At 30.5% G+C, this 24307-nt stretch carries 20 protein-coding genes and 1 tRNA gene; 17 read left to right on the top strand and 4 right to left on the bottom strand.

Going from position 1 to position 24307, the window contains the following annotated elements:
- Positions 1 to 8: 8 nt before the first annotated feature.
- The 7 genes from purL (at position 9) to LOS89_RS05745 (ending at position 12585) form a co-directional block, all read left to right on the top strand.
- On the top strand, positions 9 to 3671 hold the full coding sequence (gene purL / locus LOS89_RS05775) for a phosphoribosylformylglycinamidine synthase (protein ID WP_231836883.1): 3663 nt from the start codon (positions 9 to 11) through the stop codon (positions 3669 to 3671).
- A 76-nt stretch (positions 3672 to 3747) separates the two neighbouring features.
- Positions 3748 to 4608, top strand: a complete 861-nt coding sequence (locus LOS89_RS05770) for an EamA family transporter (protein WP_231836882.1) — start codon at positions 3748 to 3750, stop codon at positions 4606 to 4608.
- Between the two features lie 117 nt (positions 4609 to 4725).
- On the top strand, positions 4726 to 6495 hold the full coding sequence (locus LOS89_RS05765) for an AMP-dependent synthetase/ligase (RefSeq protein ID WP_231836881.1): 1770 nt from the start codon (positions 4726 to 4728) through the stop codon (positions 6493 to 6495).
- A 129-nt stretch (positions 6496 to 6624) separates the two neighbouring features.
- On the top strand, positions 6625 to 7065 hold the full coding sequence (locus LOS89_RS05760) for a MarR family winged helix-turn-helix transcriptional regulator (protein ID WP_231836880.1): 441 nt from the start codon (positions 6625 to 6627) through the stop codon (positions 7063 to 7065).
- A 14-nt stretch (positions 7066 to 7079) separates the two neighbouring features.
- Positions 7080 to 9470 carry a 3-hydroxyacyl-CoA dehydrogenase/enoyl-CoA hydratase family protein gene (locus tag LOS89_RS05755; RefSeq protein ID WP_231836879.1) on the top strand — a complete coding sequence of 797 codons (2391 nt, stop codon included), beginning with the start codon at positions 7080 to 7082 and terminating at the stop codon, positions 9468 to 9470.
- Positions 9471 to 9473: 3 nt separating this feature from the next.
- A complete protein-coding gene (locus LOS89_RS05750) occupies positions 9474 to 10658 on the top strand; it encodes an acetyl-CoA C-acyltransferase (protein WP_231836878.1) in 1185 nt (394 codons plus the stop codon).
- A gap of 136 nt (positions 10659 to 10794) precedes the next feature.
- Positions 10795 to 12585, top strand: coding sequence for an acyl-CoA dehydrogenase FadE (locus LOS89_RS05745; protein ID WP_231836877.1), 1791 nt, complete (start codon positions 10795 to 10797; stop codon positions 12583 to 12585).
- Between the two features lie 64 nt (positions 12586 to 12649).
- Here LOS89_RS05745 and LOS89_RS05740 read toward each other — a convergent pair whose 3' ends face one another.
- Positions 12650 to 13162 carry an adenine phosphoribosyltransferase gene (locus LOS89_RS05740; protein WP_231836876.1) on the bottom strand — a complete coding sequence of 171 codons (513 nt, stop codon included), beginning with the start codon at positions 13160 to 13162 and terminating at the stop codon, positions 12650 to 12652.
- A 71-nt stretch (positions 13163 to 13233) separates the two neighbouring features.
- On the opposite strand from LOS89_RS05740, the gene LOS89_RS05735 reads away from it, so the two are divergent.
- From LOS89_RS05735 to LOS89_RS05725, 3 genes are all read left to right on the top strand, one after another.
- Positions 13234 to 13307 (top strand) — tRNA-Arg (locus LOS89_RS05735).
- Positions 13308 to 13544: 237 nt separating this feature from the next.
- Complete coding sequence (locus LOS89_RS05730) at positions 13545 to 14579, top strand: hypothetical protein (protein ID WP_231836875.1); 1035 nt, start codon at positions 13545 to 13547, stop codon at positions 14577 to 14579.
- Positions 14569 to 15240, top strand: a complete 672-nt coding sequence (locus tag LOS89_RS05725) for a hypothetical protein (RefSeq protein ID WP_231836874.1) — start codon at positions 14569 to 14571, stop codon at positions 15238 to 15240. The genes LOS89_RS05730 and LOS89_RS05725 overlap by 11 nt, the downstream gene beginning before the upstream one ends.
- A 7-nt stretch (positions 15241 to 15247) precedes the next feature.
- Here LOS89_RS05725 and LOS89_RS05720 read toward each other — a convergent pair whose 3' ends face one another.
- A complete protein-coding gene (locus LOS89_RS05720; RefSeq protein WP_231836873.1) occupies positions 15248 to 15481 on the bottom strand; it encodes a helix-turn-helix domain-containing protein in 234 nt (77 codons plus the stop codon).
- Between the two features lie 81 nt (positions 15482 to 15562).
- On the opposite strand from LOS89_RS05720, the gene LOS89_RS05715 reads away from it, so the two are divergent.
- From LOS89_RS05715 to LOS89_RS05690, 6 genes are all read left to right on the top strand, one after another.
- Positions 15563 to 16846 carry an energy transducer TonB family protein gene (locus LOS89_RS05715; RefSeq protein WP_231836872.1) on the top strand — a complete coding sequence of 428 codons (1284 nt, stop codon included), beginning with the start codon at positions 15563 to 15565 and terminating at the stop codon, positions 16844 to 16846.
- 160 nt (positions 16847 to 17006) lie between these two features.
- On the top strand, positions 17007 to 18167 hold the full coding sequence (locus LOS89_RS05710; protein ID WP_231836871.1) for a tyrosine-type recombinase/integrase: 1161 nt from the start codon (positions 17007 to 17009) through the stop codon (positions 18165 to 18167).
- Position 18168: 1 nt separating this feature from the next.
- Positions 18169 to 18489, top strand: a complete 321-nt coding sequence (locus LOS89_RS05705; RefSeq protein WP_231836870.1) for a hypothetical protein — start codon at positions 18169 to 18171, stop codon at positions 18487 to 18489.
- Positions 18479 to 19450 carry a hypothetical protein gene (locus LOS89_RS05700; RefSeq protein ID WP_231836869.1) on the top strand — a complete coding sequence of 324 codons (972 nt, stop codon included), beginning with the start codon at positions 18479 to 18481 and terminating at the stop codon, positions 19448 to 19450. The genes LOS89_RS05705 and LOS89_RS05700 overlap by 11 nt, the downstream gene beginning before the upstream one ends.
- Before the next feature lie 259 nt (positions 19451 to 19709).
- Positions 19710 to 20462, top strand: a complete 753-nt coding sequence (locus LOS89_RS05695; protein ID WP_231836868.1) for a DUF3800 domain-containing protein — start codon at positions 19710 to 19712, stop codon at positions 20460 to 20462.
- Between the two features lie 130 nt (positions 20463 to 20592).
- Positions 20593 to 21567: a reverse transcriptase family protein gene (locus LOS89_RS05690; protein WP_231836867.1), complete on the top strand. Its 975-nt coding sequence runs from the start codon at positions 20593 to 20595 to the stop codon at positions 21565 to 21567.
- Positions 21568 to 21693: 126 nt separating this feature from the next.
- Here the strand turns inward: LOS89_RS05690 and LOS89_RS05685 are convergent, their stop codons facing one another.
- A complete protein-coding gene (locus LOS89_RS05685) occupies positions 21694 to 22206 on the bottom strand; it encodes an NUDIX hydrolase (protein ID WP_231836866.1) in 513 nt (170 codons plus the stop codon).
- Between the two features lie 95 nt (positions 22207 to 22301).
- Here LOS89_RS05685 and LOS89_RS05680 point away from each other — a divergent pair, with 95 nt between their 5' ends.
- Entirely contained in the window at positions 22302 to 23516 is a 1215-nt protein-coding gene (locus tag LOS89_RS05680) for a glycosyltransferase (protein ID WP_231836865.1), read from the top strand.
- Positions 23517 to 23573: 57 nt separating this feature from the next.
- Here LOS89_RS05680 and LOS89_RS05675 read toward each other — a convergent pair whose 3' ends face one another.
- On the bottom strand, positions 23574 to 24155 hold the full coding sequence (locus tag LOS89_RS05675) for a MiaE family protein (protein WP_231836864.1): 582 nt from the start codon (positions 24153 to 24155) through the stop codon (positions 23574 to 23576).
- Positions 24156 to 24307 lie beyond the last annotated feature (152 nt).

The raw sequence follows: 24307 nt of genomic DNA, 5'->3' as shown, positions 1-24307 counted from the left end.
TACATACAATGATTCATTTCTTCGGAAACCAATCCAACACTGTTTTTGCTGTTCAAACGCAAAACGAGATTTCATCAGAAGACATCAACAAATTAAATTGGCTTTTTGGCAACGCACATAAAATAGAAAAATCCGTATTGTCGGATTTTTTTGTTGGACCTCGTGCCGCTATGGTTACGCCATGGAGTACCAATGCTGTTGAAATTACTCAAAATATGGGGATTTCTGGAATTATTCGTATTGAAGAATTCCAAAAAGTGGATGCTGATTTTTCAGATTTCGATCCGATGTTATCTCAAAAATATTCGGAATTACATCAAGAAATTTATACAATCAATATTCAACCTGAACCAATTTTAGAAATTGAAGATATTGATGCTTATAACCAACAAGAAGGTTTGGCACTTAGTGCTGAAGAAGTTGAATACTTACATAACTTATCAAACAAAATTGGAAGAAAATTAACGGATTCTGAAATCTTTGCTTTTTCACAAGCGAATTCAGAACACTGCCGTCATAAAATTTTTAACGGAACGTTTGTTATTGATGGTGAAGAAAAACCAACTTCATTATTCAAATTAATTAAGAAAACATCTGAAACACATCTAAACGAAATTGTTTCAGCTTATAAAGATAACGTAGCTTTTGTAAAAGGTCCTAAAGCAACTCAATTTGCTCCTAAAAGCGCTGACAAACCAGATTTCTACCAAGAAAAAGAATTTGACTCAGTTTTATCATTAAAAGCAGAAACACACAACTTCCCTACTACTGTTGAGCCTTTCAATGGTGCTGCAACAGGTTCTGGTGGAGAAATTCGTGACCGTTTAGCAGGTGGACAAGGTTCATTACCTTTAGCTGGAACTGCTGTTTACATGACGTCTTATTCTCGTTTAGAAGAAACGCGCCCATGGGAAAAAGGAATGGAAGAAAGAAAATGGTTGTATCAAACACCAATGGACATCTTAATTAAAGCATCAAATGGAGCTTCTGATTTTGGAAATAAATTTGGGCAACCATTAATTACAGGTTCTGTTTTAACTTTCGAACATGAAGAAGAAGCACGTAAATTAGGTTTCGATAAAGTAATCATGTTAGCTGGTGGTGTTGGATATGGAAAATTAGATCAAGCGATAAAACACGAACCTAAAGAAGGCGATAAAATCGTTATTTTAGGTGGTGAAAATTATAGAATTGGTATGGGTGGAGCTGCAGTTTCATCTGCAGATACTGGAGCTTTTGGTTCTGGAATTGAATTAAATGCAATTCAACGTTCGAATCCTGAAATGCAAAAACGTGCTGCAAATGCCATTCGTGGTTTAGTAGAAAGTGATAATAATCCTATTGTTTCCATTCACGATCACGGTGCTGGTGGACACTTAAACTGTTTGTCTGAATTAGTAGAAGCTACTGGAGGTTTAATCGATTTAGACAAATTACCAGTTGGTGACCCAACGCTTTCGGCTAAAGAAATTATTGGTAACGAATCTCAAGAAAGAATGGGATTGGTTATCGGTGAAAAAGATATTGACACTTTACAAAGAATTGCTGAAAGAGAGCGTTCTCCAATGTATACTGTTGGTGATGTTACTAACGATCATAGATTTACATTTGAATCGAAAACCACAGGTGCAAAACCTATGGATTATGCTTTAGAAGATTTCTTCGGAAGTTCTCCTAAAACCATTATGAACGACAAAAATGTAGCTCGTAATTATGCAAATCCTGATTATTCGATTTCAGAAATTCCAAATTACTTAAACCAAGTTTTACAGTTAGAAGCGGTTGCTTGTAAAGATTGGTTAACGAATAAAGTAGACCGTTGTGTTGGTGGTCGCGTTGCAAAACAACAATGCGCTGGACCATTACAATTGCCTTTAAATAACGTAGGTGTAATGGCATTAGACTTCAAAGGAAAAGAAGGAATTGCTACAACTATCGGACACTCTCCTGTTTCAGCTATTGTTGATCCAGTTGCAGGTTCTAAAAATTCAATTGGTGAAGCTTTATCTAACTTAGTTTGGGCGCCATTAAAAGATGGTTTACAATCGGTTTCGTTATCAGCAAACTGGATGTGGCCTTGTAAAAACGAAGGTGAAGATGCTCGTTTATATGATGCAGTTCAAGGTTGTTCGGAATTTGCCATTGAATTAGGAATAAATATTCCAACAGGAAAAGATTCGTTATCAATGAAACAAAAATATCCAAATGATGAAGTAATTGCTCCGGGAACGGTTATTATTTCAGCTATTGGAAATTGTTCTAATATTACTAAAGTAGTTGAGCCTGTTTTAAAAAGAAATGGTGGCAACATTTACTACTTAAACTTATCACAAGATTCTTTCAAATTAGGTGGAAGTTCATTCTATCAAATTTTAAATAAAGTTGGTTCGGAAGTTCCAACCGTTAAAAATGCTGATTATTTCAAAAAAGCATTCAATACGTTACAAGATTTAATCAAAGAAAGAAAAATTAAAGCAGGACATGATATTGGAAGTGGTGGTTTAATCACAACTTTATTAGAAATGTCGTTTTCTGAAGTTGGTGTTGGCGCTAGTTACGATTTATCTGCTTTAGGAGAATCGGATTCTGCGAAAGCATTATTTAATGAAAATATTGCAGTTGTTTTCCAAGCAGATGCTGAAGTTGAAGGCTCTTTCAAAGCAAACGGAATTGAAATTTTCAATATTGGTTCGGTTGTAGAAGGTGATTTCGTTTCAATCAAAAATGGAAATGATAACTTTAATTTCTCAGTTACTGAAACAAGAGATACTTGGTACAAAACATCGTATTTATTAGATACAAAACAATCTCGAAATGGTATGGCAGAAGCGCGTTATGCGAACTATAAAAACCAACCATTAGAATTTACGTTCCCTGCTAACTTTGATGGCAAAAAACCCGAAATTCCTGTAGGAACTAGACCAAAAGCAGCTATCATTCGTGAAAAAGGAAGTAATTCGGAACGCGAAATGGCAAATGCAATGTATTTGGCTGGATTTGATGTAAAAGACGTTCACATGACGGATTTAATTTCAGGTCGTGAAACATTGGAAGACATTCAGTTTATTGGAGCTGTTGGTGGTTTCTCTAACTCTGACGTTTTAGGTTCTGCTAAAGGTTGGGCTGGTGCTTTCTTATACAACGAAAAAGCAAATACAGCTTTGAAAAATTTCTTCAAAAGAGAAGATACACTTTCTGTTGGAATTTGTAATGGATGTCAATTATTAATGGAATTAGAATTGATTAATCCAGAACACGAAGTTCATGGAAAAATGCATCACAATACTTCAAACAAACACGAGAGTGGCTTTACTTCAGTAAAAATTCAAAAGAATAATTCTGTAATGCTATCTTCTTTAGAAGGATTAACGTTAGGCGTTTGGATTTCACACGGAGAAGGTAAATTTAAATTACCTTATGGTGAAGATAAATACAACATTGTAGCAAAATATGCTTACGAAGGTTATCCTGCAAATCCTAATGGTTCAGATTTCAATACAGCTATGATGTGTGATACAACAGGAAGACATTTAGTAATGATGCCGCATATTGAACGTTCAACTTTCCCTTGGAACTGGGCAAACTATCCTGAACGCGGACAAAAAGATGAAGTTTCTCCATGGCTAGAAGCATTTGTTAATGCTCGAAAATGGATTGAAAATCAAAAATAAAATTAATAAAACTTTATAAAAAAGCATCTTTTCAATAAGATGCTTTTTTTGTACTATTGTGTCAAAATAAAAGAATATGTGGTTTGTTATTTTAAGTGTAATTTGTAGTGTTTCAGTTGGTATCTTTTTAAAAGTTGCCAAACGTTACAATTTGAATATTTTTCAATTGATTACATTTAATTATTTATCAGCTTTACTCCTAACCTATATAGTTTATCAACCAGAAGTAATAAAAAGCTACGATAAAATTCCTTATAATCTTTTTATCAGTTTGTCAATACTTTTACCAGTAATCTTTGTCATTCAAGCTATTTCTATTAAAAAAACAGGAATTGTAAAAACAGATATTGCCCAACGTCTTTCGTTATTTATCCCTTTAATTGCTTCCTATTATTTATTTAATGAAAGTTTTAACTCACTTAAAATAGTTGGATTCATAGTTGGTTTCTCAGCAATCTTCTTTACTTTAAATAAAAAATCAGACAAGAAATCTTCTAATTGGATATATCCATTATTAGTTTTATTAGGATTCGGAATTATTGATATTTTATTTAAAAAAATAGCTGTTTTTACTGAATTAGGTTTTACCACTTCTTTATTCTTTATCTTTTGTGGTGCTTTTTTAATTTCTATCCTATTTTTAATCTTTAAAGCTATTAATCAAAAAGAGAAAATTCAACTAAAGAATTGCCTTTTAGGATTAGCATTAGGATTATTAAACTTTGGAAATATCTTGTTTTATCTAAAAGCACACAAAGCTTTATCTGAAAATCCATCAACAGTTTTTGCCGGAATGAATATGGGTGTAATTATTTTAGGAAGTTTAGCCGGAATTCTACTTTTTAAGGAAAAAATGACAAAATGGAATTATTTCGGAATATTTTTAGCTTTAATTTCAATAATCATCATTACATATTCTCAATTAGTAAAAAATTAGTAGGCAAGCATAGTATTTTTAATTTACCAAAATACTAATCAATAGATTATCAATAATTTAAAAAATTGCTTAATTAATTTTATTTTTATAATTTGCATGAAATAATAATTGCGAATTATGAACAGTATTACACGCTTATTTGAATTCCCATACTATCAATTAGAGAAGTATAATTTAAAAGATGCATTAGTAACTAAATACGGAGACAACTGGGTAAAAACTTCTACTCAAGAATATTTAGATAAAGCAAACGCTATTTCAAGAGGTTTACTTCGATTAGGAGTAAATAAAAATGATAAAATTGCAATCATTTCATCCAATAACAGAACGGAGTGGCATATTACAGATATTGGTGTTTTACAAACTGGTGCACAAACTGTTCCAATGTATCCGACTATTTCAGCCGAAGATTATGAATACATTTTAAATCATTCGGAATCACAATATGTTTTTGTTTCAGATATTGAAGTGTATGAAAAATTACAAAGTATAAAAGCAAATGTTCCGTTACTTAAAGATGTTTTCTCATATAATGATATTGAAGGCTGTAAAAGCTGGAGAGAAGTTTTAGAATTAGGAGCCGACAATTCTAATCAGGATGTTGTTGAAGACAGAAAAAATAATGTAAATACTACAGATTTAGCTACTATTATTTATACTTCGGGTACAACTGGAAGACCAAAAGGTGTAATGTTAAGTCATCAAAATATTGTTTCTGATGTTTTAATGAGTGCTCCAAGAGTTCCATTAAGAGCAGGTGATACAAGAGCTATGAGCTTCTTACCTATTTGTCATATCTTCGAAAGAATGTTGACCTATTTATATCAGTATTACGGAATCTCTATTTACTTTGCTGAAAGTATTGAAAAAATATCTGATAACTTAAAAGAAGTAAAACCACATGTAATGTCGGTTGTACCAAGATTATTAGAAAAGGTTTACGATAAAATTTATGCTAAAGGTGCTGATTTAACTGGAATCAAAAAAGCGCTTTTCTTCTGGGCATTAAATTTAGGTATGGAATACAAACCATATAAACAAAATGGAGCTTTCTACGAATTCAAATTAAAAATAGCTCGTAAATTAATTTTCTCAAAATGGCAAGAAGGTTTAGGAGGCGAATTAGAATTATTAGTTTCAGGAAGTGCTGCGCTTCAAACCAGATTAACAAAAGTTTTTTGTGCTGCTAACATTCCAGTTATGGAAGGTTATGGTTTAACAGAAACTTCTCCTGTTATTTCTGTAAATGATATGAGAAATAATAGTTTTAGAATTGGAACTGTAGGTAAAATTTTAGATGGTGTAGAAGTTAAAATTGCTGAAGACGGAGAAATTTTATGTAAAGGTCCAAATGTTATGATTGGGTATTATAAAGACGAAACTCAAACAGCAGAAGCATTAAAAGATGGTTATTTCCACACCGGCGATATCGGAGAAATTGATGCAGATGGTTTCCTAAAAATTACCGATCGTAAAAAAGAAATGTTCAAAACTTCTGGTGGAAAATACGTTGCTCCTCAAATGTTAGAAAACACATTCAAACAATCTCGTTTTATTGAACAAATAATGGTTATTGGAGAAGGCGAAAAAATGCCAGCTGCTTTTATTCAACCAAATTTTGAATTCGTTAGAGATTGGGCTTCTAGACATAATCTTAAATTCAACACTAACGAAGAGTTGTGTGCAAACCAAATGGTAATTGATAGAATTCAAGAAGAAATTGACCACAGTAATGAAAAATTTGGAAATTGGGAAAAAGTAAAACGTTTTGAACTTACTCCAGATGTATGGTCAATCAACGATGGACATCTAACTCCTACAATGAAATTAAAAAGAAAAATTATTAAAGAAAAATATTCTGATTTGTATCATAAAATCTATGGATAAAAACGATAAAACTCACATTTTGTGGGTTTTGCTGTTTTTAAATGTTAAATTTTAAAAAAAATATTAAAAATACTATGCATGCATAGTATTTTTTTTTTATATTTGAAAAAGTTTTGATTATAAACCAATATGAAAGATAAAACTATAGATTATGCATTACGCACAACTTGGCAAGCAGTTGCAAGAATGTATAATGAAGAAGCAGCAAAATACGGAGCTACAATGGCAACAGGTTTTGCATTGTTAAGTATCGACAGAGAAAAAGGTTCTCCATCTACTACATTAGGTCCTAAAATGGGAATGGAAGCAACTAGCTTAACAAGAACATTAAAATCTATGGAAGAAAGAGGATTAATTGCACGAAAAAAGAATCCTACTGATGGAAGAGGTGTTATTATCCATTTAACCAAAGATGGGAAAGAAAAAAGAGAACTTTCTAAAGAGACAGTTTTACGATTTAACGAAACTGTTAAACAGCATGTTAGTGAAGAAAAATTAAAGCACTTTATGGAAGTAGCTGAAATTATAAACGAACTAATTGCCGACAAAAAAATTTATAACGACAAATAATCAACCTATACACAATGAAACGAAATATTAAAAAAGTTGCTGTTATTGGTTCAGGAATTATGGGAAGCGGAATTGCTTGCCATTTTGCAAATATTGGTGTTGAAGTCTTATTATTAGACATTGCTCCAAACGAACTAACCGAAGCAGAACAAAAAAAGGGATTAACTCTAGAAAGTAAAGCCGTTAGAAATAGATTAGTAAACGATCACTTAGCAAATGCTTTAAAATCGAAGCCTTCTCCTATTTATCATCCAAGTTTTGCTTCAAGAATTACTACAGGTAATACTACAGATGATATGTCAAAAATTGCAACTGCAGATTGGATTATCGAAGTAGTTGTAGAGCGCTTAGACATTAAGAAAATTGTTTTCGAACAAGTTGATAAATATAGAAAGCCAGGAACTTTAGTCACTTCAAATACGTCTGGTATTCCTATTCAATTTATGAGCGAAGGAAGAAGCGACGATTTCCAACAGCATTTCTGTGGTACGCACTTCTTTAACCCTGCGCGTTACTTAAAATTATTTGAAATCATACCAGGTCCTAAAACCTCAAATGAAGTTTTAGATTTCTTAAATGGTTATGGTGAAAAGTTCTTAGGAAAAACTTCAGTTGTTGCTAAAGATACTCCAGCTTTTATTGGAAATAGAATTGGAATCTTCGGAATCCAAAGTTTATTCCACCAAGTAAAAGAAATGGGATTAACGGTTGAAGAAGTTGATAAATTAACTGGACCTGTAATTGGTCGTCCAAAATCAGCTACTTTTAGAACGGTAGATGTGGTTGGTTTAGATACTTTGGTTCATGTGGCTAACGGAATTTATGAAAATTGTCCAAACGACGAAGCGCATGAATTATTCAAACTTCCTGAATTTGTTAACAAAATGATGGAAAACAAATGGTTAGGAAGTAAAACCGGACAAGGTTTCTACAAAAAAGAAGGAAAAGACATCCTAACTTTAGATTTAGATACTTTAACTTACAGACCAAATAAAAAAGCATCTTTCGCAACTTTAGAATTAACCAAAACGATTGAAAAACCAATCGATAGATTCAAAGTTTTAGTTACTGGAAAAGACAAAGCTGGAGAATTTTATAGAAAAAACTTCGCTTCAATGTTCCAATATTGTTCAAACAGAATTCCTGAAATCACTGACGCTTTTTACAAAATTGACGATGCTATGAAAGCTGGATTCGGTTGGGAAAATGGTCCATTCGAAATTTGGGATGCTATCGGAGTTGAAAAAGGAATCGAATTAATGAAAGCGGAAGGCTACCAACCTGCTTCTTGGGTAACGGATATGGTGGCTTCAGGAACTACTTCTTTCTATTCTGTTAAAGACGGAGCAACACACTTCTACTCTATCACAAACAAAAAAGTTGAAAAAGTTCCTGGTCAAGATGCTTTCATTATCTTAAATAACATTCGCGAAAGCAAAAAAATATGGAACAACAGCGATTCCATCATTACCGATTTAGGCGATGGTATCATCAATTTAGAATTTACTTCAAAAATGAATTCTATCGGAGCTGGTGTTTTACAAGGAATCAACAAAGCCATTGACATTGCTGAAAAAGATTACAACGGTTTAGTAATTGGAAATCAAGGTGCTAATTTCTCTGTTGGAGCTAATTTAGGAATGATTTTCATGATGGCAGTCGAGCAAGAATATGACGAATTAAACATGGCTATCAAAATGTTCCAAGACACGATGATGCGTTGTCGTTATTCTGCAATTCCTGTTATCGCGGCTCCTCACGGAATGACGCTTGGTGGTGGTTGCGAATTAACAATGCACGCTGATAGAGCGGTTGCTGCTGCAGAAACATACATCGGATTAGTAGAATTTGGTGTTGGAGTAATTCCTGGTGGTGGTGGTTCTAAAGAAATGGCTTTGAGAGCATCTGATTTATTCCGTAAAAATGACGTAGAATTAAACGTGTTACAGGAATATTTCTTAACAGTAGGTATGGCAAAAGTAGCTACTTCTGCTTATGAGGCTTTTGATACTGGCGTTTTACAAAAAGGAAGAGATATCGTAGTAGTAAACAAAGACCGTCAAATTGCAACAGCTAAACAAGTAGCGTTACAAATGCATGAACAAGGTTATACACAACCTGTAAGAAGAAAAGATATTAAAGTATTAGGTAAACAAGCTTTAGGTATGTTCTTAGTAGGAACTGATCAAATGGAAGCAGGAAAATACATTTCTGAACACGATAAGAAAATTGCAAATAAACTAGCTTATGTAATGGCTGGTGGTGATTTATCAGAAGCAACTTTAGTTTCTGAACAATATTTATTGGATTTAGAAAGAGAAGCATTTTTATCATTAACTGGAGAAAGAAAATCTTTAGAGAGAATTCAATACATGTTAACTAAAGGAAAACCATTAAGAAACTAAAAAATGAGAACAGCATATATAGTAAAAGGATATAGAACAGCAGTTGGAAAAGCTCCAAAAGGCTTATTCCGATTCAAAAGACCTGACGAATTAGCAGCAGAAACTATCGAATACATGATGAAAGATCTGCCTGATTTTGACAAAGCACGTATTGATGATGTTATGGTAGGAAATGCAATGCCAGAAGCAGAACAAGGGTTAAATGTTGGGCGTTTAATTTCATTAATGGGATTAAAAATAACAGATGTTCCTGGAGTTACAGTAAACAGATATTGTGCATCAGGAGTTGAAACTATCGCTATGGCAACTGCTAAAATTCAATCGGGAATGGCAGATTGTATTATTGCAGGTGGTGCAGAAAGTATGAGTTATATTCCTATGGGTGGTTATAAACCAACACCAGATTATAAAGTTACAAAAGAAGGTCACGAAGATTATTATTGGGGAATGGGATTAACTGCAGAAGCAGTTGCAAAACAATTCAACGTTTCGCGTGCTGACCAAGATGAGTTTGCTTATCATTCACATATGAAAGCTTTAAAAGCACAAGCAGAAGGTAAATTCGATAAACAAATTGCTCCTATTACAGTAGAACAAACTTTTATCAACGAAAACGGTAAAAAAGAATCCAAATCTTACGTGGTAAATAAAGACGAAGGTCCAAGAGCTGGAACTTCAGTAGAAGCTTTAGCAGGCTTACGACCAGTATTCGCTGCTGATGGTTCGGTTACGGCTGGAAACTCTTCTCAAATGAGTGATGGAGCAGCTTTCGTTTTAATCATGAGCGAAGAAATGGTAAAAGAATTGAACTTAGAACCAATCGCCAGAATGGTAAGTTATGCTGCATCTGGAGTTGAACCAAGAATCATGGGTATCGGACCAGTTACCGCAATTCCAAAAGCATTAAAACAAGCAGGATTAAAACAAGACCAAATAGATTTAATTGAATTAAACGAAGCTTTTGCAGCCCAATCTTTAGCGGTTGTAAGAGAGTTAGGTTTAAATCCAGAAATCGTAAACGTTAATGGTGGAGCTATTGCATTAGGTCACCCACTAGGTTGTACTGGAGCAAAATTATCAGTTCAATTGTTTGATGAAATGCGTCTGAGAAACAGCAAATATGGAATCGTTTCAATGTGTGTTGGAACAGGACAAGGGGCTGCAGGAGTTTTTGAATTTTTGAAATAAAATTAAGGAACACTGATTGGAAAAATTAGAGAAGTTTTTAAAATTTTATCCATTTCTTCAATCTGTGTTCCAAAAAAATAATTAACCAATAATGAATAGAAATTAAGATTTCTTTTCTCTAAAAAAATAAATAGTTATGTCAGATATCATCAGAGGAGGACAATTCCTTGTAAAAGAAACAAAATGCGAAGACATCTTCACACCAGAAGACTTCAATGAAGAGCAAATTATGATGCGTGATTCGGTTATCGAATTCGTTGATAAAGAAATTTGGCCAAACAAAGAGCGCTTTGAAAAGAAAGATTATGCATTAACAGAAGACATCATGCGTAAAGCTGGTGAACTTGGTTATTTAAGCGTTGCTGTTCCTGCTGCTTATGGTGGAATGGAAATGGGATTTGTTAACACTGTTTTAGTTTGTGATTATATTTCAGGAGCTACAGGTTCGTTCTCAACAGCTTTTGGAGCGCACACTGGAATTGGAACTATGCCAATTACTTTATACGGAACTGAAGAACAAAAACAAAAATATGTACCAAAATTAGCTTCAGGCGAATGGTTTGGTGCTTACTGTTTAACAGAACCAGGAGCAGGTTCTGATGCCAACTCTGGTAAAACTAAAGCCGTTCTTTCAGAAGACGGAACGCATTATAAAATCACAGGTGGAAAAATGTGGATTTCTAATGCAGGATTTTGCTCAGTATTCATCGTTTTTGCTCGTATAGAAGATGATAAAAATATTACTGGATTTATCGTTGAAAATGATCCATCAAACGGAATTTCATTAGGAGATGAAGAACACAAATTAGGTATACGCTCTTCTTCTACTCGTCAGGTTTTCTTTAACGAAACAAAAGTTCCAGTTGAAAACATGTTGGCTGGACGTGGTGAAGGTTTTAAAATTGCGATGAATGCTTTAAATGTTGGACGTATTAAATTAGCTGCTGCTTGTTTAGAAGCACAAAGAAGAACAATTACTGGAGCAGTAAACTATGCTAATGAAAGAGTTCAATTTAAAACGCCAATTTCAAGTTTTGGAGCAATTCAAGCTAAAATTGCTGAAATGGCAACAAATGCTTATGCAGGTGAAAGTGCTACGTATAGAGCTGCTGCAGATATTGAAAACAGAATCAACATTAGAGTTAGTGAAGGAAATTCGCACCAAGAAGCTGAATTAAAAGGTGTTGAAGAATTCGCAATCGAATGTTCTATCTTAAAAGTAGCAGTTTCTGAAGATGTTCAAGCATGTACAGATGAAGGAATTCAAATTTTTGGTGGAATGGGATTCTCAGAAGACGCTCCAATGGAAAGTGCTTGGAGAGATGCTCGTATCGCAAGAATTTACGAAGGAACTAACGAAATCAACAGAATGTTATCGGTTGGTATGTTAGTGAAAAAAGCAATGAAAGGTCACGTTGATTTATTAGGTCCAGCGATGGCTGTAGCTGAAGAGTTAATGGGAATTCCATCTTTCGATGTTCCAGATTATTCAGAATTATTTGCTGAAGAAAAAGAAATGATTGCCAAATTGAAAAAAGTATTCTTAATGGTTGCGGGTGCTGCGGTTCAAAAATACGGGCCAGAGTTAGAATCACACCAACAATTATTAATGGCTGCTTCAGATATCTTAATCGAAATCTACATGGCTGAAAGTACTATTCTTAGAACAGAGAAATTAGCTAAAAAAGAAGGCGAAGACAAAGTTCAGGAGCAAATTGCTATGGCAAAATTATACTTATATCATGCAGTAGATATCGTAAACCAAAAAGGAAAAGAAGGAATCGTTTCTTTTGCTGAAGGCGACGAACAACGTATGATGTTAATGGGATTAAAACGTTTTACAAAATATACGAACATGCCAAATGTAATTGGTCTTCGTGAAAAAATTGCTGCAAAAATTATTAGCGAAAACAAATACGCTTTTTAATTAATCAGTAATATTGGTTTAGTTTGTTTAAAAAACCATCCGTTAAATCGGATGGTTTTTTTATTTAGTATGTTATGGCGGCAAAAATATCTTTTCCTTCAAGTTTCTCACTTCCATTTAAAAAAGACAATTCCATTAGAAAGTTCATTTGCACAATTTCTCCTCCAAGTTGTTCTACCAATTCACAAACAGCTTTGGCAGTTCCACCAGTTGCTAATACATCATCATGAATTAAAATTCTATCGCCTTTTTTAATAGCATCTACATGCATTTCTAAAGTATCGGTACCATATTCTAAAGCATATGAAGCTGAAATGGTTGTAAAAGGTAATTTTTTAGGTTTACGAACAGGAATAAATCCAGCATTTAATTTTTGTGCCAAAAGCATCCCAAAGAAAAATCCTCTACTTTCTACACCAATTACTTTATCAATTTTATGATTTTGTAATGAATTTACCAATGCTTCAAGGCAAAAAGCAGTTGCTTCAGGTGAAATTAATAAAGGTGTTATATCTTTAAAACCAATACCTGGTTTTGGAAAATCCTGAATATCACGAATATAGTCTTGTAAGTTCATTTTTATTTACTTTTTTTCTTATTAGGGTTTGCAATTTACACAAATATATCTATATTTGCACTCACAAAATCGGCCTCGTGGCGCAACTGAATAGCGCATCTGATTACGGCTCAGAAGGTTACAGGTTTGAATCCTGTCGAGGTCACTAAATATAAGAATAAAAAATTCTGAAAACCTTTAAAACCCGCTATTTGCGGGTTTTTTATTGGACAATATTCGTCATTATTGGTAAATATTAGCCACGCTTATTTCCCCCGTAGTTACCCCCTTTGTTTTTAAGTTGTTTATAACTATAATATATTGTTGCTTTTCTATAAATAAAAAACTCTTAAAAATTAATAAATTTGTAGAGTAAGTATTAATATATTGAAGTATAAATAGTATGGCAAGAAATCCAAAAATTGAGTTTTTTAAAATAAACTTAAATTCTGTAAAAGCTGATAAAGAAGTTACTTTTAGAGAGGTATTCTCTGAAGTTTATAATACAGGTAGAAAAACCGCTAAAGAAAATATTGAAGAAGATTTATTAATGAAGACCTTTCTACAACACATCTTTAATAAGATAAGTGGAAAGTTTGAAATTAATAATCAGAAGAAAAAGGCTTTTTATGTAAAGAAAAGTAAAAGTTCTATCAATGAAGATGTAAAAATAGATTCTAAAAATTTTATTGTACACGGATTAGTTAAAGGAGGACTTTATGATACTGGAAAAGAAGAAGGCAATTTAAATGACCCTCTTGGCGATAATAAAAAATTAAATAAGGCTACAATCTTGTTAGATAATTTTTATTTCTTGCTTTATACTCCTATGGATAAAAGTACTGGTGTGTTAATATTACAAAACTATACATCTGATCAAATAGCTGATATATTTTTGCCGTTTGTAAAAAGCCTATTTAAAGTAAGTAAGTTTACATATAATGCTACTTTATCTGAATTTATGCCTTTAGAAATGCAAAAGGATTTTAAAGAAATTAGCACGATAAAAAAGTTTGTGTTTTCTAATCAGTATCTAATTAGCGACTTAGATGAGGATGTTAAGTCCACTGGTAATTTTACGGTAAAATTAGTTGTTTCTTCGAGTGATAAGACTGTAAATCTTAATAATCTTTCATTTTGGAGAAAAATTATGAAAAAAATTAAATTTGAAGTGCCTGGAAATGACGCACGCTATGTTGAATCTTTTAATAATCAAGTAGCTTATATTAAAGATGAAACTTCTAAATCTAACCCAACCCGATTTACTCTTGATGATGATTTATTAAAAATAAAAGCAACTATATATTTAGAGAACTATATTGGTTTAGAGGAAAATAGAATTCCAAAATGGAAAGAATTAGAAAAATTTGCTATTGAAACTCTTAAAGATACTGTAATCCCTGAGGTATATCCCGAAGATTTTATTGATGAAGATTAATAATTACATAATAAAGAATATTGGAAAAATACTTTCTGAAAGTTATAAATGGAGAAATAGAGAACTATTAGAAAAAAGTGGTTCAACTAACCCTACATTGACTTTTGGAAAAGTTGTGATTTCTAATAAATATTATTTGATTGTAAGTCTGTTGATATCCATTTTTGTAGAAAAACTATTTGATGAAAAAATAACAACTTTTTTAATGACTTCATTGTCCATTTTTATTGGATTATTTATTTCTATTCTGATATTAATTTTTGATAAATTTTTAAATAGAAATGAAAAGTATAAAAAAGAAATAATTGAATCTAAAAATCCTGACTTAAAACCTAATTTTATAAGAACGAGAAACTTTACTCGAAGATTTACATTCGTTTTGTTAGAGTCATTGATTATAGCTTTTTCTGCGATTGTACTTTTACTTATATCATTGGTGTGTAATGATATTTTTTTGAAAAATTTATTAGATTATAAATTTGTTTTAATTGACATCTCCGAACCTGAAAATATAGGTACTTTTTTTACTAACTTTTTTGTAATACTAACTAAAACCTTAATTGTAACTTTATTGATTAGGTTTTGTATATTTTTATTCTTCCTTATAGGTTCTCTTGGGGAATATATGAAAGGAGTTTTGTATGGTAAAGTAGATGTTTAGACAACTATTATAAATCCTTGAAAAACTCCTCCAAAGAAATTTTATGAATTTCTAACACTTTGATTAAAGTTTTTAATGTAATATTTCTTCCTGATTCTATCCTCCAGTATTGAACTCTATTAAGTTCGTTTTCGTATGCGAAAGTCTCGTAGCTTGTGTAACCTTTTGATAATCTGATTTCTTTGAGTTTTTGGGAAATCTGATTTATTTTAAGTTCGATATTTTTTTCTAAATCTTCCATGAGCGAAAATTGTAAAAAATACCGCTTAAAATTTACCGCATATATTATACAAATTATTATTTTAGCGGAAATTTTATTGTAATGAAATCTAAATACATACTATTAGCCTTACTCTCTTTAGTAATAATTTCTGCTGTAATAACTAATCCTAAAAAGGAAAATCACTTGGATAAAGTTTTTAATGAATTTATTGTAAATAAAAACGAATTAGCTAAAACTAAAGGCTTTGAATTAATGGCTTTACCATTTGCTAAAAACGCTTTTGGAGAAATCCTTTCAGTAGATAATTATGTACTTTTTTCTATTGGAAGAATAAAGTTTAACGGGATTAATGAAAAAATCTCTATTGGTGTTTTTGGAAATGTTTTTCTAACTATAAATAAATCCGAATGGGATAATCTTGGAGGTATAAAAAATGAAGATGATAAAAACGCCGATAATTCTAAAACTGAAAATGTAGGTCTAAAAGATGAAAATGTAGAAAAGTACACCAAAGTTGAAAATAAAACATATGGGGATTTTAATGGAGATGGAATAACTGAATATGTATATTTTGAACTTGAAAGAAAAGGCTTTGGAAATCCTGTTGAAGACGGAGAACCTGATACATATAAAGTAAAATTTAGTAATAATGAAATAACCCCTATCAAAAGAGAGTTTAATGAACTAATGATAATAAATGAGGGTGATTTAGATAATGATGGTGCTGATGAAATAACTATTAGAGAAAATCCTTTAAATGGTTGTATTGGATGGGCAACAACTTATTCGATTAAAAATAATAAACCATTTATACTTATTGATACTTTTTCCTTTTATAGTGGTGCTTGCGATAATGATTTAAGCATTAATCCAGATGATTTAGTTGAAGTAATTGGTAATTCCGTATTTTATTATGAATATGGTGCTGAAACAAGTTTTGTAACTAATAGTAAAGGGAAAAAAATATTTGGAAAAAGAATAAAAGCATTTGATTTAAAAGTTAATCGAACTGAAAATGAACCGATAAAAACGAATGTAAAAAGTAGTGATGTTTTGAATAGTCTAAAATCTAATAAAGATAAAATCTATTCTGGAACTGGAACTGGTAATGATATTATAGAAAATTCTTTTGGTAATAGAAAAGCAATAATAAAGCCTGTTCCTGAATATAATTGTAATGAACAAGGAAAAGTTGTTGTTGAAATTACTGTCGATGAAAATGGAGATGTTATTAATGCAATTGCTGGAGTTAATGGAACTACAAATAATTCCGCTTGTTTATTGAATGCCTCTAAAATTGCTGCTTTAAGAACGAAATGGCAACCTAATTCTAATAAAAGACAAGTTGGAAGAATAACTTATGACTTCAGCTTAAAAGAATAATACCATTATAAGACTAATAATGAAAGCGACTTCTAAATAGTCGCTTTTTTCATACCCAGATTTAAAAAGTTAAAGTTTTGTTAAAATTATAAAAAACGGCTTTTTAAAAAATTTTAGGGAGTTATGTAAAATATATATAAATTTAAAACTTTTGAAAAATATGAAAAATCACTATTCTGTAAAAACAATTTTAAGAAAGGATAAAAAACGTAAAGACGATACTTATCCCTTGAATTTCTTGATAATTTTTAACTCTAAAACGTTGAAATTACCAGCTAAATTGTATGTGCAATTAAGTGAATGGGATTTTGATAAAAATTGTCCTAAAGGTGCTGGAAATTCTATTTTGAAGAAAAAATTACAACTTGAAGAAAAGAAAATTTATAATGATTTAATAGAATTAGATTTATCGGGTAAACCTTTTACAAGAGAATTGATTAAAGAAAAAATAAATGGTAATAATTTAAAAAAAGACTTCTTCTATTATTTTGATGAATATTGTAAAAAGAAATTTAGAAAAATTGAAGAAGGCACACAATATCATTATACGCTATTTAGAAAACAACTTAAAGAATATAAATCTGAAATTGAACTTGACGAAATTAATGTAAAATTTATTGAAGATTTTTTATATTATTTAGCCACTGAAAAAAGTATTGGTGTAAGTGGTATTGCTACACGAAGAAAGACTTTTTCATCAGTATTAAATAAGTTTGTAATAGATAAATTAATTGATGAAAATCCTTGTAAACATATTAAAAAACCTAAAGAAGAAGTAAAAACTATATTCTTAACTTCTAAAGAAATTGAAAGTATAAAAAATGCCGATTTGAACCTTGGAAACTTAACTAAAGGATTGAATATTACAAGAAACTTATTTTTATTTAGTTGTTATACAGGATTGAGATTTTCTGATGTAATGAATTTTAGAAAAGAAAACATAATTGATTTTAAAAAAATAGTTGTTGTAATGAAAAAAACTAAAAGAACTGTAGAAGTACCATTAAATCAGTATGCTATAAAGCTTTTAGTAAAATGTAATGTAAAAAGTAAAAAGCCAAAAGATTTTATTTTTGAAAGAAGAGAAAATGTTTCTGTAAATAGAGATTTAAAAACTATTGCCAAAATAGCTAAAATTGATAAAGAAGTTACTTTTCACGTAGCTAGACATAGTTTTGGATCCATGTTAGCTAAAAATGGCGTACAACCCTTTTATATAATGAAAATGATGGGGCATAAAGATATAAGAATGACGGAACGTTATGTTAATTCTGATGATGAAATGCTATCTAACGCAATGAAAATTGTAAAATTTACTTAATATGGAAAATAACGATAATAAAGGAAAACTAAACCAAAAATTGATTAAACGAAAAATTCTTGAATTAGCCAGAACTAAAAAAGAATTGGAAGCTGAAAAAGCCAAAAGTTTAGAAAATTTAAAGAATACTATAAAACCCAAATTGGATACGGATTTATTGAGAGTTGATGAAGTTTTAAATGAGTATAAATTTAGTCGAAAAACTTTTGATAGAATGCGTGGAAGAGGATTAAAAGCATCTCAAAAATCCCCTAAAGCTACTATTTGGGTTTTGAGAAAAGATTTGGAAGATTTTTTGAAAAAAGATAGACATGGTAGATAATATTAAAATTATTTTAAAAGATTATTCTCCCAGCGAAAATATAACTTGGAAGCCTAAAAAAGTAGATAATTGTCCTGATGAAAAATATTTTTATAATGCGAGAATTTACAACCGTAGGCTACCTAAAAAAAGTTTTTCGTTGAAATTATTACTTACTGCTGATGAAAAAAACGATACTTTTTCGTTGAGTATTAAAGGAAGTATTAGAAAATGGTATTATCAGAAAAATTCGAGAAAAGATTTGAATTTTGAAGAATATATTGATTGTATTAAACTTATAGCCAAAGAACTTGATACTGATTTTAATAAGTTATTGACTGGAAAGGTTACTAAAGTAGAACTTGGACTAACTCTCTTGTTAAAATCTGAAATGAGAGGTATAAATGATTGTTTTATTAAATACCGAAATGGAGAAAGAGAAGTTATTGAAGAAACTTCTTTGTATTTCCATTTTACTAACTATAAACTAATTTTCTATGATAAGTTTTTAGAGATGAATAAAAATTCTATTTGGGATGATATTAAAGAAAATGTTTTTAAAAAATTCTACTTTTTACGTTTTGAGATGAATGCTAAAAAAGTATCGGGAACTACTTTTAAAGGGAAATTTGATACATTAGAAAAGATAAAAGAAAATTGGAATTTAATACCACCAGCTATTGAAAAATATTTTAATGATATAGTTTTTGTAAATGTAATTTCTAAAGAGAAAAAAGTAGAACTAAAAGAGTATTCGGATTTTGTAAATTATTTAACTTTTTTGGGAATAAAAAAATATGGAGTAATTGAAAGTGTAAAACTATTTGATGAATCGGTTATTACAAATAATAAAAAGAAAAAACTTGAGGAATTTATTAATATTTACAGAACTAATATTACTGATGATTTTGACTATAAAGGTAAATTAATTGTGGAATTAAAGAAGAAATTAGATAGATTATATAATAAGGGTAATAAATAATAACCTAAAAACTAAATAAACTAAACAAAGCGTATAATAAAGAGAAAAACGAAAATAGCCAAAGCGTAATTAAATAATAATAAAGCGGATTTAGATAATACAAATAAATATTATTTAAACCGCTTGTTTGTTTTATTTGTGTACTATTTTATGTTTTTTAATTGATTTTAAAACTGATTTATTTTTTTCTGTATAATTTGTTTATAATTAAGTAAAACGGTCTTATATTGCCTAAATTTACTTTAATTAATCATCTGTAATGAAACCTAAAAGAATATATAATTATTATATTGACGAAAGTGGTCATATAAATAATGACCAACCTGTTTTTCTTTATGGTTGCTTAAAAACCGATACCCCAAATCTATCGGTTGATGCGATTAAGTTATTGAAAGAGGAACTAAAAGATGAACTTTATTTTATTGAGTATTTAAAAGAAATTGAAAAAGGATTTCATGCTTGTGAGAATCATCCTGATATTAGAACACATTTTTATAAAATATTACCTATTTTGAACTATAGAGTTTATTTTGAGGTAATTTATAAAAAAAGTCCATTTTTTATTGATTTAAAGAATGAAAAACAAGACTTTGAAATAATATCTAAGATGTTAAAGAATTTAATAAATAAAATGGTTCTTAAAGATAAGAATGCTAAACATATTTTTTATGTTGAAGAATTAGAAATACAAAATAAATCACTAGCTGAAATATTAAAAGAAATTTTTGAATCTTATCATGGAATTGAATTTGAATACTATATTGTACCTAAAGGAGATGAAAATTTGTCAATTACTGACTACATTAATTATAATTTATTTAATATTTTTGTAGAAAGTGACGAAAAAAAATTTAAGGAAAAAAATGTAAGGGTTATAAATACTTTTAATATCCTGAAAGAAAAAATTGCCTTAATACATATTTGGAATAATGATTCTTTTTATAGTCGAAAAGGGAATAACGAAAAACACATAGAAATTGATAATCTAAGAAAAGTTATGGCGGAGGTTTAGGGGTAAATTTTGGATATGATTTCGTATCCGAGTATGCATTAACCAATAGTTGTTACCCTGCCTCTGCCATTTTATTATTATGACTCCACTTGATATAACGAACGATAAAAGGTTGTCTAACTACCTAAGAATGGACTTAAAGCTGTTGAATACATTAATTGATAATGAATATATAATCAATGACTATTGTTCTGGGGAAGTAACGCTAAAGTTTGATTTTACTATCTTAGATGTTGATAGATTTTGTATTCCTAAAAGAAATAAGGAATTAGGTCATAGAGTAATCTATAAACCTATGTCTGAAAGTCTTAAAAATTGCCTTAAAATTTTAAATATAAACCTTAATGGAATTTATTCCCCCCCTATAAGTGCTACTGGATTTATTAAAGGGAGAGGTATTAAATCTAATGCTGAAAAGCACCTTAAAAAAAAATATATTTTATCAATTGATATTAATAATTTCTTTGAAACGATTAATAAAGAAATGGTTATTGAAGTTTTAAAAGATTATGGATTCATTGAAGAAATCGCTTTGAAAATATCTAAGATTGTTACTATTAATGATAAACTTGTGCAAGGATTTCATACTAGTCCTACTTTGGCTAATATGATATTTAAAAAAATAGATTTGATTTTTGAAAAGTTGGATGAAAATATTGAATATTCGAGATATGCTGATGACTTAACTTTTTCTTCGGACTCTGAAATAACTTACTTATCTAAAATAACTGAAATTATTGAAAGTTTTGGATTTGAAATAAATAATAAAAAAACTAAAATAATGAAAAGGGGACAAAACCAATATGTTACTGGACTTACTGTCTTCGATGAACAATATCCAAGAATACCTAAGAGAATTAAAAAAAAATTAAGACTTGAAGTTTATTACATAAATAAGTATGGTTTAAGAAATCATACATTAAAAAAAATGAAAGTTAATTGGAAAGATTTTTTTGGTGATGAGTTAATAAAAAAGAAAGTAGAAAATATGGAAGGTTTAGTACATGACTACATTTATGGATGGCTTGTTTTTATAAACGGAATAGAACCTGTTTTTTCTGAAAAATGCTTTGAACTTATGAGAACTAGAAAAATTGATGTTTAATGAATAATTACCCCTATAATTACCCCTTTTTTAAATTAGCCATTCTTAACCCTTATAAATAAAGGTAATAATGTAGTAAGTTACGACCCTGTCGAGGTCACTAAAGCTCTGCAAATGCAGGGCTTTTTATTTTATATACTTCTCTCCTATAACATTTCTAATTGAAACAAATCCTATTTTTTCTAATTCAATCTCAGAGCGTTTGACCCAAATTAATTCTTGAATTTCGTCCTCAGCATTAATATTGATGCTATTTGATATCAAATTACATTCGTAGAAAATATCCATAGTTCGGTAAGGAACATTTTTATACAAATAATTATTCGGAGAAGTTGTAATATATTTTAAATCTGTTGGGATGATATTTATTCCCAACTCTTCTTGAATTTCTCTACAAGCCGCTTCTTCAGCTGTTTCATTTGGATCGATAAAACCACCTGGCAAATCCCATTTCCCTTTATCAGGATCTACATTTCGAACCGTAAACAAAACGCTGTCTTCAAAAGTAAACACAATCGCTACAGCCGCAGCAATATTATGATAATATGTAAATCCACAATCATTGCATAAAAAACGACGATTATCTGGAAATGTAAAATGAGTTGAAGCGCAACTTGGACAAAATTTAAAAAAAGTCATGGATTAAGTGGTTAGTGATTAATGCAAATTTACTTTTTACTTTTTACTTTTTACTTTTTACTTTTTACTTTTTACTTAATAATTATCTTTGCTACATGAAGCATTTAGTAATCATAGGAACTGTTTGGCCTGAACCAAATTCTACAGCAGCTGGAAGTAGAATGTTGCAACTTATTTCATTATTCCAAAATAATGATTATGAAATTACTTTTTTATGTTCAGCGGCAAAATCAGATTTCTCTTTTGATTTGAATCATATTTCAATTAAAACCAAATCTATTCAACTAAATGATAGCAGTTTTGACACACTAATTCAAGAATTAAATCCTGAAATTGTGTTGTTTGATCGTTTTATGATGGAAGAACAATATGGCTGGCGTGTAATGGAAAATTGTCCGAATGCGTTACGTGTTTTAGATACCGAAGATTTACATTTTTTACGAAAAGCTCGAGAATTGGCTTTCAAAGAAAATAGAAATTTAGAGTTCAAAGATTATCTTTCTGATGTTTTCAAGCGCGAAATGGCTTCTATTTATCGTTGTGACCTAACGTTGTTAATTTCGGAATATGAAATGCAATTGGCCAAAGATGTTTTTAAAATTGATTCTTCGCTACTATTCTATCTTCCTTTTTTGTATGAAGAAATTGAAAAGACAACAATAGAATTTTCTGAACGAAAAAACTTTGTGAGTATTGGTAATTTTTTACACGAACCAAATTGGCAAACTGTGCTCCAATTGAAAAAAAATTGGAAAACCATAAAGAAAAATCTTCCAGAAGCTGAACTTCATGTTTATGGTGCATATGTTTCAGAAAAAGCGAAACAATTACACAACGAAAAGGAAGGTTTTTTAATTAAAGGAAGAGCAGAAAGTGTAGCTGAAGTCTATTCAAAAGCCAGAGTTTTACTAGCACCAATTCCATACGGTGCCGGTTTAAAAGGAAAATTATTTGAAGCGATGCAATTGGGTTTGCCATCGGTAACTACAAAAATGGGAGCCGAAGCTATGAATGGCGATTTTCCTTGGAATGGTTTTATTGCTACAAATGATGAAGATTTTATTGAAAAAACTGTTGAATTGTATTCAAATGAAAATGTTTGGGAAACGGCTCAAGAAAATGGATATACCATTATTGAAAACCGATTTAAAAAACAATTGTTTGAAAACCAATTCATGAATCAAATTGAATTGCTATTATCAGACTTGGAGAAACATCGCAATCAAAACTTTATGGGAAGTGTTTTACAACATCAAAGTTTACAAAGCACAAAGTACATGAGTAAATGGATTGAAGCGAAGAATAGTTGACAGTCGCAGTTTACAGTCGCAGAATATTTGAAGACTGAGACTGAGACTGCATACTTTTTATCCATGTATCGTTTCCGATTTCCCGTAACTAGCAATAACTTTAGCTTCAAATTCCAACCATTCTTCCCAACGTTTTTTTACGTCGTATCCTTTTTCTGCTAATTCATGAGCAAACTGCAAAAATGAAGTGTAATGATTGGCTTCCGAAATCATTAATTCTCTATAAAAAACAGCCAATTCTTCATCTTTAATATTATCAGAAAGCACTTTAAATCGCTCGCAACTTCTAGCTTCAATCATAGCAGCAAATAACATGCGTTCTACAATTAAATGCTTTCGATTTCCGGGTTTCATAAACTTGAATAAATCGTTTACATAACTGTCTTTTCGTTCGCGACCTAATACCCAACCACGTGCTTTGATAATTTCATGAACTTGCTCAAAATGATCCATTTCTTCTCTTGCAATTTTTGTTAACTCAGTTGTTATTTCAGTAAACTCTGGTAACAAATTAATTAACATTATGGCATTTGAAGCAGCCTTTAATTCGCACCAAGCATGGTCTGTTAGAATTTCTTCCAAATTTCCTTCAGCAATATTAGCCCATCTTGGGTCAGTAGGTAATTTTAAACGTAACATGTGTTTGAATTAAAGATTATATGTTGATGCAAAAATACTGCTTTAACATGAATAATAAAAAGCTTTTCATTTGATAGAATTTGAATAACTCCAGAATAACCTAATCATTCTCATTTATTTTTATTATCTTGTAAATCAAATCAATAAAAAAT

Origin of the sequence: Flavobacterium channae, assembly GCF_021172165.1 — a bacterium.
Taxonomy (GTDB): Bacteria; Bacteroidota; Bacteroidia; order Flavobacteriales; family Flavobacteriaceae; genus Flavobacterium; species Flavobacterium channae.
Note: the sequence above shows the minus strand (reverse complement) of the source record. Positions and strands in the feature narration are given on the sequence as shown.

Coding starts and splice junctions, on each gene's coding strand:
- purL (WP_231836883.1), top strand. CDS start 9: ATGATTCATTTCTTCGGAAACCAATCCAACACTGTTTTTGCTGTTCAA.
- LOS89_RS05770 (WP_231836882.1), top strand. CDS start 3,748: ATGTGGTTTGTTATTTTAAGTGTAATTTGTAGTGTTTCAGTTGGTATC.
- LOS89_RS05765 (WP_231836881.1), top strand. CDS start 4,726: ATGAACAGTATTACACGCTTATTTGAATTCCCATACTATCAATTAGAG.
- LOS89_RS05760 (WP_231836880.1), top strand. CDS start 6,625: ATGAAAGATAAAACTATAGATTATGCATTACGCACAACTTGGCAAGCA.
- LOS89_RS05755 (WP_231836879.1), top strand. CDS start 7,080: ATGAAACGAAATATTAAAAAAGTTGCTGTTATTGGTTCAGGAATTATG.
- LOS89_RS05750 (WP_231836878.1), top strand. CDS start 9,474: ATGAGAACAGCATATATAGTAAAAGGATATAGAACAGCAGTTGGAAAA.
- LOS89_RS05745 (WP_231836877.1), top strand. CDS start 10,795: ATGTCAGATATCATCAGAGGAGGACAATTCCTTGTAAAAGAAACAAAA.
- LOS89_RS05740 (WP_231836876.1), bottom strand. CDS start 13,162: ATGAACTTACAAGACTATATTCGTGATATTCAGGATTTTCCAAAACCA.
- LOS89_RS05730 (WP_231836875.1), top strand. CDS start 13,545: ATGGCAAGAAATCCAAAAATTGAGTTTTTTAAAATAAACTTAAATTCT.
- LOS89_RS05725 (WP_231836874.1), top strand. CDS start 14,569: ATGAAGATTAATAATTACATAATAAAGAATATTGGAAAAATACTTTCT.
- LOS89_RS05720 (WP_231836873.1), bottom strand. CDS start 15,481: ATGGAAGATTTAGAAAAAAATATCGAACTTAAAATAAATCAGATTTCC.
- LOS89_RS05715 (WP_231836872.1), top strand. CDS start 15,563: ATGAAATCTAAATACATACTATTAGCCTTACTCTCTTTAGTAATAATT.
- LOS89_RS05710 (WP_231836871.1), top strand. CDS start 17,007: ATGAAAAATCACTATTCTGTAAAAACAATTTTAAGAAAGGATAAAAAA.
- LOS89_RS05705 (WP_231836870.1), top strand. CDS start 18,169: ATGGAAAATAACGATAATAAAGGAAAACTAAACCAAAAATTGATTAAA.
- LOS89_RS05700 (WP_231836869.1), top strand. CDS start 18,479: ATGGTAGATAATATTAAAATTATTTTAAAAGATTATTCTCCCAGCGAA.
- LOS89_RS05695 (WP_231836868.1), top strand. CDS start 19,710: ATGAAACCTAAAAGAATATATAATTATTATATTGACGAAAGTGGTCAT.
- LOS89_RS05690 (WP_231836867.1), top strand. CDS start 20,593: ATGGACTTAAAGCTGTTGAATACATTAATTGATAATGAATATATAATC.
- LOS89_RS05685 (WP_231836866.1), bottom strand. CDS start 22,206: ATGACTTTTTTTAAATTTTGTCCAAGTTGCGCTTCAACTCATTTTACA.
- LOS89_RS05680 (WP_231836865.1), top strand. CDS start 22,302: ATGAAGCATTTAGTAATCATAGGAACTGTTTGGCCTGAACCAAATTCT.
- LOS89_RS05675 (WP_231836864.1), bottom strand. CDS start 24,155: ATGTTACGTTTAAAATTACCTACTGACCCAAGATGGGCTAATATTGCT.